This is a genomic window from Mesorhizobium sp. Cs1321R2N1 (assembly GCF_037179725.1).
In the GTDB taxonomy this organism is placed as follows: domain Bacteria; phylum Pseudomonadota; class Alphaproteobacteria; order Rhizobiales; family Rhizobiaceae; genus Mesorhizobium; species Mesorhizobium salmacidum.
Window position 1 is genome coordinate 14,886 of record NZ_JAPYKP010000022.1, and the last position, 17,809, is coordinate 32,694.

16 protein-coding genes are annotated in these 17,809 nt (G+C 61.9%); 12 read left to right on the forward strand and 4 right to left on the reverse strand.

Going from position 1 to position 17,809, the window contains the following annotated elements; genetic code table 11:
* Positions 1–40 precede the first annotated feature (40 nt).
* Entirely contained in the window at positions 41–2,341 is a 2,301-nt protein-coding gene (locus tag O7A61_RS08740; protein WP_337129375.1) for an FdhF/YdeP family oxidoreductase, read from the forward strand.
* Positions 2,342–2,643: 302 nt separating this feature from the next.
* Here the strand turns inward: O7A61_RS08740 and O7A61_RS08745 are convergent, their stop codons facing one another.
* Positions 2,644–2,910: a hypothetical protein gene (locus tag O7A61_RS08745; protein ID WP_337129376.1), complete on the reverse strand. Its 267-nt coding sequence runs from the start codon at positions 2,908–2,910 to the stop codon at positions 2,644–2,646.
* Between the two features lie 254 nt (positions 2,911–3,164).
* On the opposite strand from O7A61_RS08745, the gene O7A61_RS08750 reads away from it, so the two are divergent.
* Positions 3,165–3,650, forward strand: a complete 486-nt coding sequence (locus tag O7A61_RS08750; RefSeq protein ID WP_337129377.1) for a hypothetical protein — start codon at positions 3,165–3,167, stop codon at positions 3,648–3,650.
* Between the two features lie 21 nt (positions 3,651–3,671).
* Here the strand turns inward: O7A61_RS08750 and O7A61_RS08755 are convergent, their stop codons facing one another.
* The gene (locus O7A61_RS08755; RefSeq protein ID WP_337129378.1) at positions 3,672–4,049 is read right to left on the reverse strand and encodes a response regulator; all 378 of its coding nucleotides are present in this window, start codon (positions 4,047–4,049) and stop codon (positions 3,672–3,674) included.
* Entirely contained in the window at positions 4,046–7,156 is a 3,111-nt protein-coding gene (locus O7A61_RS08760; RefSeq protein ID WP_337129379.1) for a CheR family methyltransferase, read from the reverse strand. Before O7A61_RS08760 ends, O7A61_RS08755 begins: the two co-directional genes overlap by 4 nt.
* Positions 7,157–7,238: 82 nt before the next feature.
* On the opposite strand from O7A61_RS08760, the gene O7A61_RS08765 reads away from it, so the two are divergent.
* Both O7A61_RS08765 and O7A61_RS08770 read left to right on the forward strand, forming a co-directional pair.
* On the forward strand, positions 7,239–7,484 hold the full coding sequence (locus tag O7A61_RS08765) for a hypothetical protein (protein ID WP_337129380.1): 246 nt from the start codon (positions 7,239–7,241) through the stop codon (positions 7,482–7,484).
* Between the two features lie 4 nt (positions 7,485–7,488).
* Complete coding sequence (locus tag O7A61_RS08770; RefSeq protein WP_337129381.1) at positions 7,489–8,085, forward strand: response regulator; 597 nt, start codon at positions 7,489–7,491, stop codon at positions 8,083–8,085.
* Positions 8,086–8,281: 196 nt separating this feature from the next.
* Here O7A61_RS08770 and O7A61_RS08775 read toward each other — a convergent pair whose 3' ends face one another.
* Entirely contained in the window at positions 8,282–8,554 is a 273-nt protein-coding gene (locus O7A61_RS08775; RefSeq protein ID WP_337129382.1) for a hypothetical protein, read from the reverse strand.
* A gap of 213 nt (positions 8,555–8,767) precedes the next feature.
* On the opposite strand from O7A61_RS08775, the gene O7A61_RS08780 reads away from it, so the two are divergent.
* From O7A61_RS08780 to O7A61_RS08815, 8 genes are read left to right on the forward strand one after another with little or no spacing between them, the layout of a single operon-like run.
* A complete protein-coding gene (locus O7A61_RS08780; protein WP_337129383.1) occupies positions 8,768–9,874 on the forward strand; it encodes an NAD-dependent epimerase/dehydratase family protein in 1,107 nt (368 codons plus the stop codon).
* Positions 9,871–10,950 (forward strand): GDP-mannose 4,6-dehydratase, encoded by a 1,080-nt coding sequence (locus O7A61_RS08785; protein ID WP_337129384.1) that lies wholly within the window; start codon positions 9,871–9,873, stop codon positions 10,948–10,950. Before O7A61_RS08780 ends, O7A61_RS08785 begins: the two co-directional genes overlap by 4 nt.
* Positions 10,947–12,239 (forward strand): TIGR04295 family B12-binding domain-containing radical SAM protein, encoded by a 1,293-nt coding sequence (locus O7A61_RS08790; RefSeq protein WP_337129385.1) that lies wholly within the window; start codon positions 10,947–10,949, stop codon positions 12,237–12,239. The genes O7A61_RS08785 and O7A61_RS08790 overlap by 4 nt, the downstream gene beginning before the upstream one ends.
* The gene (locus O7A61_RS08795; protein WP_337129386.1) at positions 12,224–13,324 is read left to right on the forward strand and encodes a glycosyltransferase family 4 protein; all 1,101 of its coding nucleotides are present in this window, start codon (positions 12,224–12,226) and stop codon (positions 13,322–13,324) included. The genes O7A61_RS08790 and O7A61_RS08795 overlap by 16 nt, the downstream gene beginning before the upstream one ends.
* Before the next feature lie 2 nt (positions 13,325–13,326).
* Positions 13,327–14,457 carry a CgeB family protein gene (locus tag O7A61_RS08800; RefSeq protein ID WP_337129387.1) on the forward strand — a complete coding sequence of 377 codons (1,131 nt, stop codon included), beginning with the start codon at positions 13,327–13,329 and terminating at the stop codon, positions 14,455–14,457.
* Positions 14,454–15,548, forward strand: coding sequence for a CgeB family protein (locus O7A61_RS08805; RefSeq protein ID WP_337129388.1), 1,095 nt, complete (start codon positions 14,454–14,456; stop codon positions 15,546–15,548). The genes O7A61_RS08800 and O7A61_RS08805 overlap by 4 nt, the downstream gene beginning before the upstream one ends.
* On the forward strand, positions 15,545–16,648 hold the full coding sequence (locus tag O7A61_RS08810) for a CgeB family protein (RefSeq protein WP_337129389.1): 1,104 nt from the start codon (positions 15,545–15,547) through the stop codon (positions 16,646–16,648). The genes O7A61_RS08805 and O7A61_RS08810 overlap by 4 nt, the downstream gene beginning before the upstream one ends.
* 23 nt (positions 16,649–16,671) lie before the next feature.
* Positions 16,672–17,718, forward strand: coding sequence for a UDP-glucuronic acid decarboxylase family protein (locus O7A61_RS08815; protein WP_337129390.1), 1,047 nt, complete (start codon positions 16,672–16,674; stop codon positions 17,716–17,718).
* Positions 17,719–17,809: the final 91 nt, after the last annotated feature.

Consider the following 17,809-nt stretch of genomic DNA (forward strand, 5'->3'; position numbering starts at 1 on the left):
AGGGCGAGGTTTGGTATTGGCATTCGCAAGGACGACCGTCATGGAACCCGCCGTTACCGATCATGTCGAAATCAAGAAATACGACCACCCGACGGGTGGATGGGGATCCCTGTCCTCCTTGATCCGCAAGGCATATGGCGAAGGCCTGCTGATGTCGGGAATATGGAGCACGCTGCTCAAGCAGAACAAGGCAGACGGCTACATGTGCGTTTCCTGCTCATGGGCCAAGCCAGCGGTGCCGCGGCCCTTCGAGTTTTGCGAAAATGGCGCCAAGGCCACCATGTGGGACCAGACGAAGCTGCGTTGCGGTCCGGACTTCTTCGCACGGCATTCGGTCACCGAACTGCTCGATTGGCCGGATCGCGACCTGGAAAAGCAAGGCAGGCTCACGGATCCGCTGCGCTACAACGCTGTCACCGATCGCTATGAGCCGATTTCCTGGGATGAAGCCTTTGCCGAGATCGGCATGGAACTTCGGCGGCTCGATCCGAAGTCGGTCGTCTTCTACACATCCGGCCGCGCCTCGCTGGAAGCTTCATTCATGTATCAGCTCTTCGCCCGCATCTACGGTTCGTCGAACCTGCCCGATTCTTCCAACATGTGTCACGAATCGACCTCGGTCGGGCTTCCCGAATCGATCGGTTCGCCGGTTGGGACCGTGCAGCTCGAAGACTTTTCCAAATGCGACATGATGTTCTTCTTCGGTCACAACACCGGCGTGACGGCGCCGCGGCTGTTGCACCCGCTGCAGGAGGCTCGCCAACGTGACGTGCCGGTCTTCACCTTCAATCCCTTGCCGGAGCGAGGGCTCAAGCGCTTCAAGAATCCGCAGGATCCCATCGAGATGTTGTCGCCAGGCCCCGGCACCAAGATGTCCAGCGACTTCTTCCAGGTCCGCAGCGGCGGCGACATTGCCGCGATGACCGGGATTGCCAAGGCGGTGCTGGCACTCGACGACACGGCTCGGGAGAATGGAAATTCGCGTGTCCTCGATGTCGAGTTCCTCGCCGAACACACGCATGGTTTTGCTGAGTTCGAAGCCTATTTACGCGCTGCCGAGTGGAAAGACATCGTCACACGGTCGGGCATCGCGCGAGCGGATCTGGAGCATGTGGCTGAAGTCTACGGCCGCTCCAATGCGGTGATCGGCAATTACGGGATGGGTCTGACGCAGCACAGGCACGGCACCGAGAACGTGCAGATGCTGTGCAATCTGCTGCTGATGCGTGGCAACGTCGGAAAACCCGGCGCCGGCATTTCGCCGCTGCGTGGCCACTCCAACGTCCAGGGCCAGCGCACCGTCGGCATATCTGAAAAGCCTGAACTCGTTCCGCTCGACAAATTCGCGGAATTCTATGCTTTCGAGCCCCCGCGCGAAAAGGGCCTCGATACGGTCGAGACCTGCGAAGGCGTCATTGCCGGCTCGGTGAAGGGCTTTATCGGCCTGGGGGGTAATTTCGTGCGCGCCGTGCCTGAAACCGGCCTGGTCGAGAAAGCCTGGCGGGGACTTGGCCTGCATGTCGAGATCGCGACCAAGCTCAACCGCAGTCATCTCATCCCCGGGGCGGTAACTTATCTGTTGCCTTGCCTGTCGCGGCTGGAGAGAGACCGGCAGGAAAGCGGCGATCAGACGGTTTCCGTGGAGGATTCCACCGCCTGCATCCATGGCTCCTTCGGATCGCGCCCGCCCGCTTCGCCAAATCTGCTTTCAGAACCGAAGATCGTCGCCGAGCTGGCCAAGGCTACCGTACCAGGCACGAGCTCGATCCCTTGGGACGAATGGGTTGCCGACTATTCCCGCATTCGCGATGAGATCGAACGCTGCATCCCTCAGCATTTTCGCCAGTTCAACAAACGGTTTCTCACGCCGGGAGGCTTTCATCGCGACATCAAGGCGTCGAAGCGAATTTGGGAGACGCCGAACAAGAAAGCCAATTTCAAGCTGCCGACGACGCTCGAGACGAATCCCGACATCGATATATCGGGGTACAAGGTCCTGACGCTGATAACGGTGCGTTCCAATGACCAGTTCAACACAACTGTCTACGGTTATGATGACAGACTGCGCGGCATCCATGGCACACGCATGGTCTTGCTGATGAACGAGGCCGACATCCAGCGGTTCGGACTGACCGCGGGGCAGCAGATCGATCTCGAAACCCATGCGGATGACGGTGTCGAGCGGCGCGTCCGGGGCTTGCGCGTGACATCCTATTCGGTGCCTGAAGGCAACTGCGCCGGCTATTATCCAGAACTCAATCCTCTGGTGCCCCTCTGGCATCGCGCCAAGAAAGCCCACGTTCCCGCCGTTAAGTCCGTTCCAGTCAGAATTATTGGCTGAAGCCAGACAGGCGTCGCTTCGCATTTCCCGGCGGCGTCACATACCCGGACAAGCAGCGGGCCCACCTGGACCGGATGGCTCTTAACCGCCAGGCGGCTTGGGCGATGCCGGCTGTGTTGGCTGCGTGCCTTGCTGGTCCCCGCCAGTACTGGTCTGTGGTGTCGGATTGGTATCCGTCGCCGGATTCTTGTCGACAGGCTGGCTGTTCGTCGTATCCGTCTTGGATTTGACGGGGTCGGCATTGTCGTTGCACGCCGCCAAGGCGAGCAACGCCGATGCCGCACACAGTGACCACAAGGCTCTCATGCTGACTTTTCCCCAATGAGTTCGGGTAAAGCAGCCGACAAGTGACCTATTCGGTCGAACCGCACGGAAAGTCCCTGTTTGACCGCACTTCGGGCCAGCAAATGATCGAGTTCGGTATCTTCGATCGGGCTGCGAACCACCTGACGGATGGCCTGGCACGCCAGCTCGGTCGAGACAAAATCATACCTCCTGCTTCTGGCGAGAACATATTGGTCGACCAGCATCTTCACGCGCCTGAGCGCGATTTCATCGGCATAGTGCATTTCGGTTCTCCTGCGCGCCGAACTGCCGAACGAGTGGGTTGTTCCGCCCGAATTCAAAACACGATCGCTCGGCTGACGGAAAAGCCCGCGCCTCCCGGCAAGGGAGCGCGCGGGCTGATCAGGCTGAGGGGAACCCGATCGTGCAGCGTCAAACAAGGGGAGCGACGACGCCGCACGACACCGAACCTGCATCGACGTCAGTTGTTCCACTTCGCCTTATTCGAGTTGTTCGCGCCTGAACGGAAGATCCGCTTTTGGCCAAGGTCCAGAACGGCGCGATCGACGTGATCACGCATGGGGCCAACCTCGAAGCCGTATCCGATCTCTGCAAGACGTTTGCAGCCGCATGGCTGGGACATCCACACGGGCACAAGAACCGCTCCGTCCTTACTCGTGCCGCCCTCGGCAGCGTGGTGTCGTTGCGGTCTCGGAACTTTCGATCGCGCCGACGATTGACCTGCCTACATGAGATGTTTTCCCTTGCAAGGAGAGGAGCCACCATGACCAAGGAAGGTTCAACCTCGAAACCCGCCGTCCGATCGCCGAATGCCGGTGGCCTGCCGCACCCAAGGCGGGATGCCAACGCAACGGATGCCGGCGCAAAGCCGGTGACGCCAAAGACCGCCGGCGCATCCCGGCCGTCGAGCGTTCCGCTGAATAATCCGGTTGCCAATCGAAATGCCGGCCGGCCACGCCAGGCGAGCACCACGCCCCGGCCTACCGACAAGCCGCTGGATTGATCGCGACCGGCTGGCTTGAAATCACGACCGTTTCTTGGCTGCGCGAAGCGACGCAAGGTCAGCCACGGTAGTGAGGATGGCCGCCTCGCTTGCGGGTTTTGCCACGAATTTGCAGTTTCGAAACGGGACCGGAACATCACGCTCCCCAAATCCCGTTACGAACGCGAACGGCGTGCCGCGAGCCAGCAAGACTTCCGCGACCGGCAAGCTCGTTTCGCCGTTGAGCTGAATATCCAGCAACGCCACCTCGACCTTGTCCGCCTCGACAAGTTGAAGCGCGGCGGCAACCGACGAAACAGGACCGACCACGGGATAGCCCGCTGCAAGCAAGTCAGACGCGACGTCCTCTGCGATCAGCCACTCGTCCTCGACCACCAGAACGTGCGGTCTGTCGCTCATGGCGCGTCTCTATGGTTTGCCGAAAAAGCGATCTGAACCTCGAGACCGTCCTTGCGGAAGGAGGTCTCGACATCGCCGCCGAGCCTGTAGCCGATTTCCCCCTTCAACAGGTTCAGCCCAAAGCCATTGTTCAACGGCTCCCTGACGGGAGGGCCGTCCTTTTCGCGCCAGCCAAGCGTGAAATTGTCGCCATCCATCGCCCATTTGACGCCGATCCTGCCTCGGGGCTTGGACAGGGCGCCATACTTGGCCGCATTGGTGGCCAGTTCATGAATGGCCATGCTGAGGGAAAGCCCTTGTTGCGGGCCGAGTTTAACGTCGTCGCCATCGAGTTCGATCCGTTCGATGCCGAACGGTTCGAGTTCCTGGTGGAGCAATTCCTTGACCGAAGCCTCTTTCCACCTCTCGCGGGTCAGCAGTCCGTAGGCCCGGGACATGGCGTGCAGCCGACCGATCAACGCCTCCGCGAACTCTTCCTTCGTATCGGAACTGTCCCGCATGCGGTTGGCGATGCTGGCGATCACCGCGAGCATATTCTTGACGCGATGGTTCAGCTCCGAGATGAGCACCTGCTGATGCTCTTCCGCCCGCGCCAGGGTGGTAACATCGACCAGTGTCACCACGACGCCCTGTATCCTGTTGCCCTTGTCCCGATAGGGGTTGATGCGGACCATGTGAAACAGGCCCCTGGAATCGCGCGCAAGATGGTGGTTCAGGATCTCGCCTGTCTCGAACACCTTGTCGATGTGCTGCTTCAACTCGGGGTAATCGAGTTGGCTCGAAAGATCCGTCAACGGCCGGCCGACGTCGGAGGGGCGCAGGCTGAAGAAGGACGAGGCCGCCGGCGTGAAGGTCCGCACCACAAGACTGCGGTCGAGAAAAATGGTCGCGATATCGGTGCTTTCGAACAGGTTCCGCAGATCACTGTTGGCGTGATCGAGCTCTTCTATCTTGCTGGTCAACTCCGCGTTGATGGTGTTGAGCTCTTCGTTGAGCGACTGCATCTCTTCCTTGGACGCTTCGAGTTCCTCATTGGTGGATTGCGCCTCTTCATTGACGGAGACGAGTTCCTCGTTCGAAGATTTCACCTCTTCGAGGGCCGTCTCATATTCCTCTATGGTGGATTGAAGACGTTCTCTTGTGTCGCGCAGCTCCCGCTCGAGATCGGCGGTGCTGTCGCTGTCACGACTGCCGCCGTCCTCATCGGGTCGGGCCTGCGTCGGTCCCGACGGCTCGAAGAGCACAAGGTAAAGCGGCTCTCCATTGCCCCGCTCGGCGAGCGGCTCGATCGTCAGCCTGATCGGTTGTACGCGTTCGTCATCTTCCTCGACGGCGAGGTTGTCCCGCACGACAGTGCGGCGTGTCGTCGTCGCCTCCCTCAATGCGGCGCGCAGGTCCAGCCGAAGCCCGCGGCGCGCCATCGTCAGCAACTGCCGACTGGGGATGCCTTGCGGCGCTTCGAGGTATCTGCCGGTCCTCGCCGAATAGTAGACGACGTCGCCTTCCGCGTTGACGAGGACATGCGGCGGCGCGAACCGCTCCAGCACCTGCGCCTCGACAGCCTGGCGCAGCGGATAGCCGACCGTTCCCTTCTTCAAGCCAGCGGTTTCGGCCGGAAAAACGCCGGAAGGAACATCGCCGATCAGGGCCGGCAGCCTGATGTGCGGCGAGACATGCTCCCGTGCCTGGAAGAGGCGATGTTTCTTGTCGACTGTGGCAAACAGATTTTCGTGCTGCCCGACGCTTTCAGACGTGCCGAGGAAAAGATAACCACCGGGCTTCAGCGAATAGTGGAAGACAGGAAGAACGCGGCTTTGAATGGCTGGGCCGAAATAGATCAGCAGGTTACGGCACGAAACCAGATCCATGCGCGAGAAGGGCGGATCGCGGATGACGCTATGTGGCGAGAAGATGCATAGCTCCCGGATCTCGTTGCTGAGGACGTAGCTTTCGCCATCGCCGTTGAAAAACCGCTGTTTGCGTTCCGGGGAAAGTCCTTGCATCAACGCTTCGGGATAGCGTGCCGCGCGCGCCACCGCCAGCGCCGGCTCGTCTATGTCGGTGGCGAAAATCTGGACGCGAGGCACGGCCGAGAGCGTTTCCATGTGTTCACGCAGCAGGATGCCGATGGAGAACACCTCTTCGCCTGTGGCGCAGCCTGGAACCCAGACCCTGACGGTATCGCTCGCCGTCTTGCCGTCGAACAGCCGCGGGATGATCTTTTGTTCGAGCAATTCGAAGGCTTCGGGATCGCGGAAGAAGTTGGTGACATTGATCAGCAGATCGCGAAACAGGTTCATCACCTCGCGAGGGTCCTTCTTCAGCCAATCGATATAGGCGCCGATGGACTGAATCTGGGCGATCTGCATGCGCCGCTTGATCCGGCGCAGGAAGGTCTTGGTTTTATAACCTGAGAAGTCATGACCGGAGTGGCTGCGCAAGATCCCGTATATCTGTTCGCGGACCTGATCTATGTCGGCCGTGTGAACGTCCTCTTCGTTCGTCAGCCCGTCCAGCGCGTCGAAGCCGCGGGCGTAAGCCTCCAGCTTCGCCCCAATCTGCTCGGCGGGCACGGCGACGTCGATGAGCCCGCTGGCAATGGCGCTCTGCGGCATGTCGGGATTGCGCGGACCGTAGCCGTCAGCCGCTTGCGCCACGGTGAGCCCGCCCCGCTCCTTGATGGCCTTGACGCCCAGGGTTCCATCGGAATCACCGCCCGACAGAATGACGCCGACCGCGTATTCGCCCTGGTCGTCGGCCAGTGCGCTGAAGAAGATATCGACGGGTTTGCGCTCTTGGGTAAGCCCATTGGGCCGCCTAAGGCGCAGCATGCCATTCTCGATGACGAGAGTGACGTTTTCCGGCATCACATAGACGTGGTCCGGTTCAACAGCCACGCCGTCCTCCACCACCACGACAGGCATCTCGGTGTAGCGGTCGATAACTTCATGCAGCAGGCTGTTGCGCTTGGGACTGAGATGCGTGATGACCACGAACGCCATGCCTGGCTGACTGGTGATGCCCTTGAACAGCCCTTCCATCGCGGGAATGCCACCCGCGGACGCGCCGACGCCGACGATGAGGAACTTGATTGATTGCGCTGTCACGGCATATCCCTCTTCCCCGACCCGACATGAACTCCCTCAAGGTCGGCTCGGACAGGACATAACCATATAGCGCGCAGGCAGAATGGAACAAGACAGCACCGATGACGTTGAACCCGACATCCATGGTGGTTCAATGACGAAACGCTCTGCTGGCCTGAAGCTCCTGGCACCAATGGCGCCGGGGGCGCCTCAATCAATCAAATATCTCGGTGCAGGGCCCGTCCCGGATCGCATGCTGGTGCTTGCGAAACGATTGCGGGCAGCGCTGGATGACAGAAAATGGGAAACGGCTTCTCTGCATCCTAAACTCCGTTCGAAGAAAGGATGACGACGTGCGCGATCTGCGGGGATTGCACATTTTGATTGTCGAAGACGAATGGGCGGTGGCGGGAGATCTCGCACGGTTTTTCAGCAATATGGGCGCCATCATCCTCGGACCCGCGGCCACCGTCGAGCAGGCTTCCGAACACACCGATCAGGCCGAAGCTGCAATCCTGGACGTCAACCTCAACGGCCGACGCGTGTTTCCGATCGCGGACAAGTTGATGCGCCGGGGCATCCCTTTCGTGTTCTTCAGCGGCGACAACGACATCGCCATTCCCGAACATCTTCGCTACGCCAGCAATTTGCGAAAATCCTCGGGCAGCAGGGCCGTGTTCAATGCCCTTTTTCCGGCGCAGGCGTCGGAACAAGCGGGCATCGCCGTGCCCCCTCCGCCAGACGACGTCTTCACGCTTTTGCCCAAACTGCGGCTCGCGGCGCGTCTTTTGCTGGGAGACGTCAACGCATCCGACCGGCTGGTCGAGAGGACACTCGAGCAAGCGATCCGGAACATCGACCACAGGCGGCTTGGCCAGTCGACCGAAAACTGGCTCAACGACATCATGCGAGAGGTGGTGAAGGACCACGGCGCAAAACTGATGCATTGAATTTTGTCCTCCGAGTCCGAGGCTAAGTCGCTTCCCTTGGGGGTTGCGATCGTCCATCATCCGCAACTGCGTTCAGGGGCTTGATCTTGCCGGATCGCCTTTCTGGCTCAGCGCCCGAAGCAATGGGGCCGTCGATTGTTCCATCGAATTTCGAGATTTTCTGGATCGGCCAGGATCAGCTGCCAGGCCAGCCTTCTCAACCCTTGCGATCGCGCTCGACGAATTTGTTGAAGCGGCTGGCTTTTCCGTCGCTGGTCTTGGCCTGATACAGGAACGCCAGATCATTGTCGTCGAATATCCGGAAGAACTCGTCCCAATCGATGGGCTCGAATGCTTCCTCGGGCTCGCCGAAGTCGATCCGCAGGATGCCCCCCTCGCCCTTGGTGCGGACCACCGCCGGGCGACCCTGCCGCTCCTCGGCCCATTTGCGAATTTCGTCGTGATTGGTGGTCGTCTGGGACTGCGACATTGAAATCTCCTTGATCATCGGCCTCGCCCTATCGGCGTCACGGCGGCTGTCGAGCGTCCTAACAGCACACCGGCGGCAATGTTCCAGCGTCAAGGGCTGACGGCGGTGTCTTGCTTCGCACGAAGGTCTGGAAGGGAACTTTGTTGAACCACAGGGAACAAACCTTTTGCCGAAAAGTTCGGGGCGCCGAGGTCACTCGTCTGAGGAGTCGTCGTGAAACGCATATTGGTTACAGGAGGCTGCGGCTTCATTGGTCGCCACGTCACACAAGAACTCATCGCCCAGGACTATTCGGTTCGCATTCTCGACGCCCTGCTGGAGCAGGTGCATGCGGGCGAAGCGATCGCGCTTCCCGCAGGAGCCGAACTGCTCAAGGGCGACATCCGCGACCGCGAGGCCGTTACCGAGGCGCTGGAAGGCGTCGACGCGGTCATTCACCTGGCGTCGGAAGTCGGCGTCGGGCAATCGATGTACGAGATAGCGCGCTATGTCGGCACCAACGATCTCGGCACGGCGACGCTGCTCGAGGCGTTGATCAAACACCCGGTCGAGCGGATCGTCGTCGCCTCCTCGATGAGCGTCTATGGCGAGGGCCTTTATGCCACGCCCGACGGTCGGCGCATCGACAATGCCCGGCGCAAGCCGAGCGACATCAAAAGCGGACAGTGGAATCCACTGTCGCCGGAGGGCGAACCCCTTTCGCCGGTGCCGACAGACGAAGAAAAACCGGTCGATCTCGCCTCGATTTACGCGCTGACGAAATACGCCCAGGAGCGCGCCGTGCTGATCTTCGGCGAAGCGTACGGCATCGATGCGGTCGCGCTGCGCCTGTTCAATGTCTTCGGCGCCGGCCAGGCACTATCAAATCCCTACACCGGCGTGCTGGCCAACTTCGCTTCACGTCTCGCCAATGGCCAACGGCCTATGATCTTCGAGGATGGCGAACAGAAGCGCGATTTCGTTCATGTGCAGGACGTCGCCCGCGCCTTTCGCCTTGCGCTGCAGCAACGTCAGGCAAAGGGCCACGTCATCAACATCGGCAGCGGCCGGGCCTATGCGATCAGCGAAGTCGCGCGATTGCTGGCAGAGGCCATGGGAACCCCGAACCGCTCGCCCGAGCTGCTCGGCAAGGCGCGCTCCGGCGATATACGCAACTGCTTCGCCGATATTTCCAAGGCACGTGAGCTGCTCGGCTTCGAACCGGGCCGCCGATTGGAGAGCTCTCTCGGCGATTTCGTTTCCTGGGTGCGCAATACGGCCGCCGTCGACCGCGGCGCCGAAATGAAGCGCGAGCTCGAAGAGCGTGGGTTGGTGTCATGAGCCCGGGCGCACGCAACCGTCGCGAAGCGCCGGTCGCCATCGTCGGCGGCAGCGGCTTCATAGGATCGAACCTGGCCGACAGCCTGTTGTCGGATGGCGAACCGGTGCTGGTGGTCGACAATCTCAGCCGTCCCGGCGTCGAACAGAACCTGGAATGGCTGGCCCAGAAACACGGCGACCGCCTTACGGTCGAGACCATCGATGTGCGGGACGCCAATGCCCTGGCGCCGGTTCTGATGAGATCCAAGGCGATCTTCCATCTGGCCGCGCAAACGGCCGTCACTACGAGCCTGGTCCGGCCGGACGAGGATTTCGACATCAACCTTCGGGGAACGTTCAACGTGCTGGAAGCGGCGCGACTGAGCGGCGAGCGCATCCCGGTGGTTTTCGCCAGCACCAACAAGGTCTATGGCAGCCTTCCCGATGTCGCGGTTCGCGAGGACGGCGACCGCTACATAGCTTGCGACAACGCCATCCAGGCCGGCGGCATCGATGAGGCCCGCGGCCTGGATTTCTGCACACCTTATGGCTGCTCCAAGGGTGCGGCGGACCAGTATGTACTCGACTATGCCAAATCCTACGGCATGCCGACGGCGGTGCTGCGGATGAGCTGCATCTACGGACCGCGCCAGTTCGGAACCGAGGACCAGGGCTGGGTGGCGCACTTCCTGCTCAGCGCCCTGACGGGACGGCAAATCACCATCTACGGCGACGGCAGGCAGGTGCGCGACATCCTGCACGTCTCGGATGCGGTCGCCGCCTACAGGGCCGTGCTGGACCAGATCGAGACCGCCGGGGGCCAGGCATTCAATCTTGGCGGCGGACCAGAAAATGCGCTCAGCCTGCGTATGCTGTTGAGCGAGATCGGCGGCCTGACCGGCCGTGAGCTTTCGATCCGCCACGATGGGGAACGGACCGGCGACCAGCCCTTCTTCGTCGCCGATACCCGCAAGATCGAGGCCGCGCTTGGCTGGAAGGCGCAGGTCGCGTGGCGCGAGGGCATTCGCGATTTTGCCGACTGGCTGCGGCGCCACCGGCTTGAGCCTCGCCCCGAAGCCGTGAGGTACGTCGCATGAGAATAGCCCTGGTCAATCCCTTCTGGACGTATGACGACAGCATCTATTTCGGCTGCCGCCAACCGCATCTGCCGCTGGAACTCGGCTATTCGAAAGCCATGCTCGAAGCGGCCGGCCATGAGGTGCTGCTGCTGGACGGGCAGTTACAGAAGCTCGACAATTCCGGGCTCTGCGAACGCGTGGCTGAGTTCGCGCCGGCGATGACGGTTGTCAGCACCGCGCCGACCTATCTGTTCTGGCGCTGCGCACCGCCGGAGTTGCGCGTGCCGGCCGATTTCCTCAATCGTCTCGCTGGGCGTGGCGGACGCACCGTCGCGGTCGGGCCGCATGGCTCGGCGACGCCGGCGCCGACGCTGCGCAAGCTTGGCGCCGACATTGTCGTGCGCGGCGAATGCGAGGAAATCGTCGCGGAACTTGCCCGGCGCGACGATTGGAGCGCGGTGCACTCGACCGCTTATCTGCGGGACGCCAGTCTGGTTTCGAACGGCGGCGTTCATGTCAGTTCCTTTGTCGATCATCCGCCGCTTGAATGGTCATCCGACTGGATCGCCGCCCATTCGCATCACCATCATAGGTTCGATGACCAACAGCATGGGTTCGGCGCCGAGGTCGAGGCGTCACGCGGCTGTCCCTACAATTGCAGCTTCTGCGCCAAGATCGATTTCCGCGATGCCTATCGCCGCCGGAACCACGAAGCGGTGGTGACCGAAATCGATCGGCTGATTGCCCAAGGCGTCGGCTATATCTACTTCATCGACGAAATTTTCCTGCCGCAAAAAGCGTTGCTGGAGGCGTTGGTCGAGCGCGATGTGAAATTCGGCGTACAGACCCGCATCGATCTGTGGAAACCCGAGCTGCTGGAATTGCTGGGCGCGGCAGGCTGCGTCTCCATCGAAGCCGGCCTCGAAAGCCTGACGGTGGAAGGGCGGGCGATGCTGGCGAAGCGCTGCCGGCTGGGCACCGAGGAACTCGCCGCGCTGCTGGTCAAGGCCAGACGCCACGTTCCCTTCGTCCAGGCCAATCTGATCGGCGTTGTCGAGGACGATCCTGCCCTTGTCGATTACTGGCGAGCCCATCTGATCGACAATGGCGTGTGGGCCAATGAACCCGTACCGCTTTATCCTTATCCGAGTTCGCCCAGCTATCGCGAGCTTTGGGGCGAACCCGACGATCTCGCCTGGGAGCGCGCCCATGATCATTACCTCGCCTCCTTCCAGAAGTTCAGCGACATTCAGGAAAAGCGCCCGCGTCCGCTGGCGGAGCTGGAGGCGGCATGTTGCGGACACTAAGGCCGCGCAAGCGCCGCATCCTGATGACCGTCGACGCCATGGGCGGGGTGTGGCGCTATGCGCTTGATCTCGGCCGGGAGCTGGTCAACGGCGGCGACAGCATCGTGTTCGCCGGGCTCGGACCGCAACCATCGAGGCAACAGGCCGAAGAGGCGCGGTCCTTCGCGACGCTGATCTGGTTGAACACGCCGCTGGATTGGATGACCCACGACGCCGGCGATCTCGACGCTCTGCCGGGGGAATTGCGTGCGCCGATGCGTGACCACGCCATCGACGTCGTCCATCTCAACGCGCCGACGCAGGCAGTGGGATTGGATGCGCCCTGCCCTATCATAGCGGTCTCGCATTCATGCGTGACGACATGGTTCCACTCCGTCAGGGGACAGGCGTTGGACAGCGCATGGACCTGGCAGAAAGAGCGCAACAAGCGCGGCTTCGACAGGACCGACGCCGTCATCGCGCCGAGCCGCAGCCATGCCGAGCTGCTCGAGACCTGCTATGGCCCGGTCGCACGCCTGCACATCGTCGGAAATGGCGCCCGTCCGGTCCCGAACGTCGAAAACCGCCAGCCGGTGGTCTTCGCCGCCGCCCGTTGGTGGGACGAGGGAAAGAACGTGATGGCGGTCGACCAGGCCGCCTCGTTGACGCAATGGCCCATCTTTGCAGCCGGTTCGATTCACGGCCCGAACGGCGAGCGTGCCACCGTCAATCACGCCGTTTCTCTCGGGGCGCTGCCGTATGACGAGGTGCGCTCCTTGATGGCCCGCGCCGGCATTTTTGTATCGCCGTCGCTCTACGAACCGTTCGGTCTGGCGGCGCTGGAAGCGGCTATGTCGGCAACGCCCCTGGTGCTCTCGGACATCTCGACCTATCGCGAGATATGGGACGGTGCCGCGATGTTCTTCGACGCGCGGGACCCGCGTGATCTCGCTGCCTGCGTCAATCGTCTTTCCAGCGATGCCGGGCATAGGCGAGAGCTCGGCCAGGCCGCCCTTCGCCGAAGCCGCAGGTACACGCTGGCGAGGCAGGCCGCGGCCACGCGCGATGTCTACGAAAAGGCGGCACTAGCCGTGGCGGAGCGCTGATCATGCGCTTCTTGTTCTACACCCACTCGCTCGTCTCCGACTGGAACCACGGCAATGCCCATTTCCTTCGCGGCGTCATGCGCGAACTGGTGGCGCGCCGGCATCAGGCCATCGCTCTGGAGCCCGCGGACGGCTGGAGCCGGTCAAACCTGCTGGCCGAGAAGGGATCCTTCGCGATCGAACGCTTCCGCAAGGATTTCCCCGAATTGATGCCCGTGACCTATGATGCCGGGTTCGACCACGAAGCCTGGATCGCCGAGGCCGACGTGGTGATCGTCCACGAATGGACCGACCCGGACCTTGTCGCTCGCATCGGCCGTGTCCGGGCCGATGGCGGCAACTTCATCCTTCTGTTTCACGACACCCATCACCGGGCCGTGTCGGCCACCGAGGCAATCTCGGCGCTCCATCTGGAGCATTATGACGGCGTTCTCGCGTTTGGCGAAGCATTGCGCGAGAGCTATCTGCGCGCCGGCTGGGGCAAGCGTGTCTTCACCTGGCATGAAGCGGCGGATGATCGCCTGTTCAAGCCGCACCCGGAAATCCACGCTACGTCCAATCTGGTCTGGATCGGAAACTGGGGCGACGACGAGCGGACCGCCGAACTCAGGGAGTTCCTGATCGAACCGGTGCGCGATCTCGGCCTTGAGGCCACTGTTCACGGTGTCCGCTATCCCAAGCCGGCACTTGCCGATCTGGCCGCCGCCGGTCTGCGCTACGAAGGGTGGATCGCCAATGCCGACGTGCCGAAGGCCTTCGCCATGCATCATGTCACGGTGCACATCCCACGGCGCCCCTATCGTGAAAGATTGCCTGGAATTCCGACGATCCGCATGTTCGAGGCACTCGCCTGCGGCATCCCGCTGATTTCAGCACCGTGGTCCGATGTCGAGCGGCTTTTCAGGCCCGGCGTCGACTTCCTGTTTGCCGAGAATGGCTCGCAAATGCGGCAACACCTACAGGCGGTGCTGGCCGATGCCGATTTCGCGGCGTCGCTGGTGGCCTCGGGCCTTGAGACCATCCGCTCGCGCCACACCTGTCGTCACCGCGTCGACGAGTTGTTCGACGTTCTCGGGCAATGCACGAACCTGCACTCCGTCGACCCGACCGCCGCAAAGGAAGCCGCCGAATGAAGATCGCATTCTATGGATCGAGCCTTTTGTCGTCCTACTGGAACGGTGCCGCGACCTATTACCGTGGACTGCTGAAGGCGCTTTCGCAACTGGGCTATGAAATCACCTTCTATGAGCCTGACGTCTATGACCGGCAGAAAAACCGCGACATCGAGGCGCCGGACTGGTGCTCCGCCGTCGTCTATGAGGCGACCCGGCATGCGCTGATGCAGGTAGCGGCACGGGCCGCCGAGGCCGATATCGTCGTCAAGGCGAGTGGCGTCGGCTTCGAGGATGAGGCGCTGCTGCGCGCCGTGCTCGACCACGCCCGCAGCGACGCGCTCACCGTGTTCTGGGACGTCGACGCGCCGGCCACGCTCGCCCAGTTGCGCGACGAGCCGGACCATCCGCTCCATAGTGCGCTGCAGGAAATAGACCTTGTGTTGACCTATGGCGGCGGCGATCCCGTCGTCTGGGCCTATCGTGCCATGGGCGCGAACGAGTGCGTGCCCATCTACAATGCGCTCGATCCCGAAACGCACCACCCGGTCGCCGGCAATGCGCGTTTTGCCTGCGATCTGGCGTTCCTCGGAAACAGGCTGCCGGATCGTGAAGCCCGTGTTGGATCGTTCTTCCTCGATCCTGCGAGCCAACTGCCGGAGCAACGTTTTCTGCTTGGCGGATCGGGCTGGGGAGACAAGCCGCTCCCCGCCAATGTCGGCTGGATCGGCCATGTCGGCACCCGCGATCACAACGCCTTCAATGTCACGCCAAAGGCCGTCTTGAACATCAGCCGCGACAGCATGGCCGCGAACGGTTTTTCACCGGCCACGCGTGTCTTCGAGGCGGCCGGCGCCGGCGCCTGCCTGATCACCGATGCCTGGTTGGGCGTCGAGCTGTTCCTGAAACCCGGCGAGGAGATCCTTGTGGCGCGCGACGGCGACGATGTCGCCGAAATCATGCAGGCGCTTACCCCCCGTCGGGCAAAGGCAATCGGCCAAGCCGCGCTTCGCCGTGTTCTCGCCGACCATACCTACGCACTGCGCGCGGCCGTGACCGATGCAGTCTTCAAACGCCATTTGACGCAGGGGACCGTGGAGGCGGCCGAATGACCAAGCAGCTCGACATCGTCTTTCTCGGCCTGTCGCTGTCCTCGTCGTGGGGAAACGGCCACGCCACTACTTTTCGAGGTCTGCTGAAAGGTCTTCACGAACTCGGCCATCGCGTGACTTTCCTGGAGCGCGATGTGCCGTGGTACGCCAATCACCGCGATTTGCGCGATCCGGACTTCTGCGCCTTGCGCTACTACGAAACCGTACCGGAGCTTCAGCGCGACCATGCACGGTGCCTGGAACAGGCCGATATCGTGGTCATCGGCTCCTTCGTGCCGGAAGGGCGGGCGGTTATCGACATCGTCGCTTCACTTTGCAAAGGACAACTCTGCTTTTACGACATCGACACGCCGGTGACCCTGGCAAAGCTGTCGGCGGACGATTGCGACTATCTGAGCTGGCGCCAGATCCCCTACTTCGACATCTATTTCTCTTTCGCCGGCGGCCCGGTGCTTAACGATTTGGCGCAGACCTTCGGCGCACGCCGCGCCGAGCCGCTCTACTGTTCGGTCGATCCGGAACGGCATCACCGCACCGCCGACCCGGTCCGCTGGGATCTCGGCTATCTCGGCACCTATAGCGGGGATCGGCAAGCCACGCTCGACGCGCTCCTGCTCGAACCTGCACGGCGCATGCCGGACCGCCGTTTCGTCGTCGCCGGCTCGCAATATCCCTCCGACATCGATTGGCCCGACAATGTCGAGCGCATCGAACATCTGCCGCCGGCCGGGCACGCCGCGTTCTACAGCCGCCAACGCTACACGCTGAACGTCACCCGCCGTTCAATGATTGCAGCGGGATGGTCGCCCAGCGTGCGCCTTTTCGAAGCAGCCGCTTGCGGCACGCCGATCATCAGCGACCGCTGGCCAGGCCTCGACAGTTTCTTTCCCGCATCGACGATCCACACGGCCAAGAAGCCGGACGATGTCGTCGTGATTCTTTCCCGGGAATCGGCTCGTACACGTCTCGCCATGGCCGACCGGGCACGCGAACTCGTCCTTGCGTCCCACACCGGTGTGGCCAGGGCTCGCGAATTCATCACGGCGCTTACGCAAAAGGAGGCGGAGGTCCTCGACCTCGACATCGGAAGTGCAGCATGACTGGCAGACAGGAGAAAATCGCGATGCGACGAACAAAAAAGGCGCAAAGGGCAAAGACGGTGCTTGTCGCCGGTGGCGCGGGCTTCCTCGGTTCGCATCTTTGCGAAGCATTGTTACGCGATGGCTGGCGCGTGATCTGCACCGACAACTTTCTCACCGGTCGCATGGAGAACATCAACGCGATCATGGATAAGCCGGGGTTCCGGTTGATCGAGCAGGATATCTGCCGTCCGTTGGAGCTTGGTGAGCCGGTGGATCGCATCTTCAACCTGGCATGCGCCGCCTCGCCGCCGCGTTACCAGGCCGATCCGATCCACACCACGCGAACCTGCGTCATCGGAACATTGAATCTGCTCGAACTCGCCGCCCGCAACGATGCCCGATTGCTGCAGGCCTCCACGAGTGAAGTGTATGGCGATCCGGAGCAACATCCGCAGAGGGAAGATTACGTCGGCCATGTGAACTGCACCGGCCCGCGCGCCTGCTACGACGAGGGCAAGCGCACCGCCGAAACACTTTGCTTCGACTATCTGAGAGCCGCCAAGGCCGACGTTCGTGTCGCACGTATCTTCAACACCTACGGTCCGAGGATGGATCCGGCGGACGGCCGCATCGTCTCGAACCTGATCATGCAGGCGCTCGAGAAGCGCCCGCTGACGATCTTCGGCGACGGCTTGCAGACACGATCTTTCTGCTACGTCTCCGATCTGATCGACGGGTTGATGCGTCTGATGGATTTCGATCCCAATCCGGGCAAGCCGATCAATCTGGGCAATCCCGGAGAGTTCACCATCATGCGGCTGGCGGCATTGGTGAAGGCGATGACCGGCACCAAATCGGAGATGACGTTTCTGCCGCTGCCGCAGGACGATCCTCGACGCAGGCAGCCCGACATCTCGCGCGCGAAAGCGCTGCTCGGCTGGATGCCAAGAGTGCCTCTCAACGAGGGGCTCGCCCGGACGATCGGCTATTTCGCGAGCCTCGAAGGCGTTCCGATCGGCAACCAAATAGCAGGTCGCGCCACGAGGGCGAGGTCCACATCAGGCGGGCTGCAGAACCTCCCGGTCTGATGCTGGACCGCAGCCACCCCTTCGCGGTCGATTCCGGCGGAACATCCGCTCAAGCTTGTGGTTTGACGAGAGGACCAGATATGGAGGACAT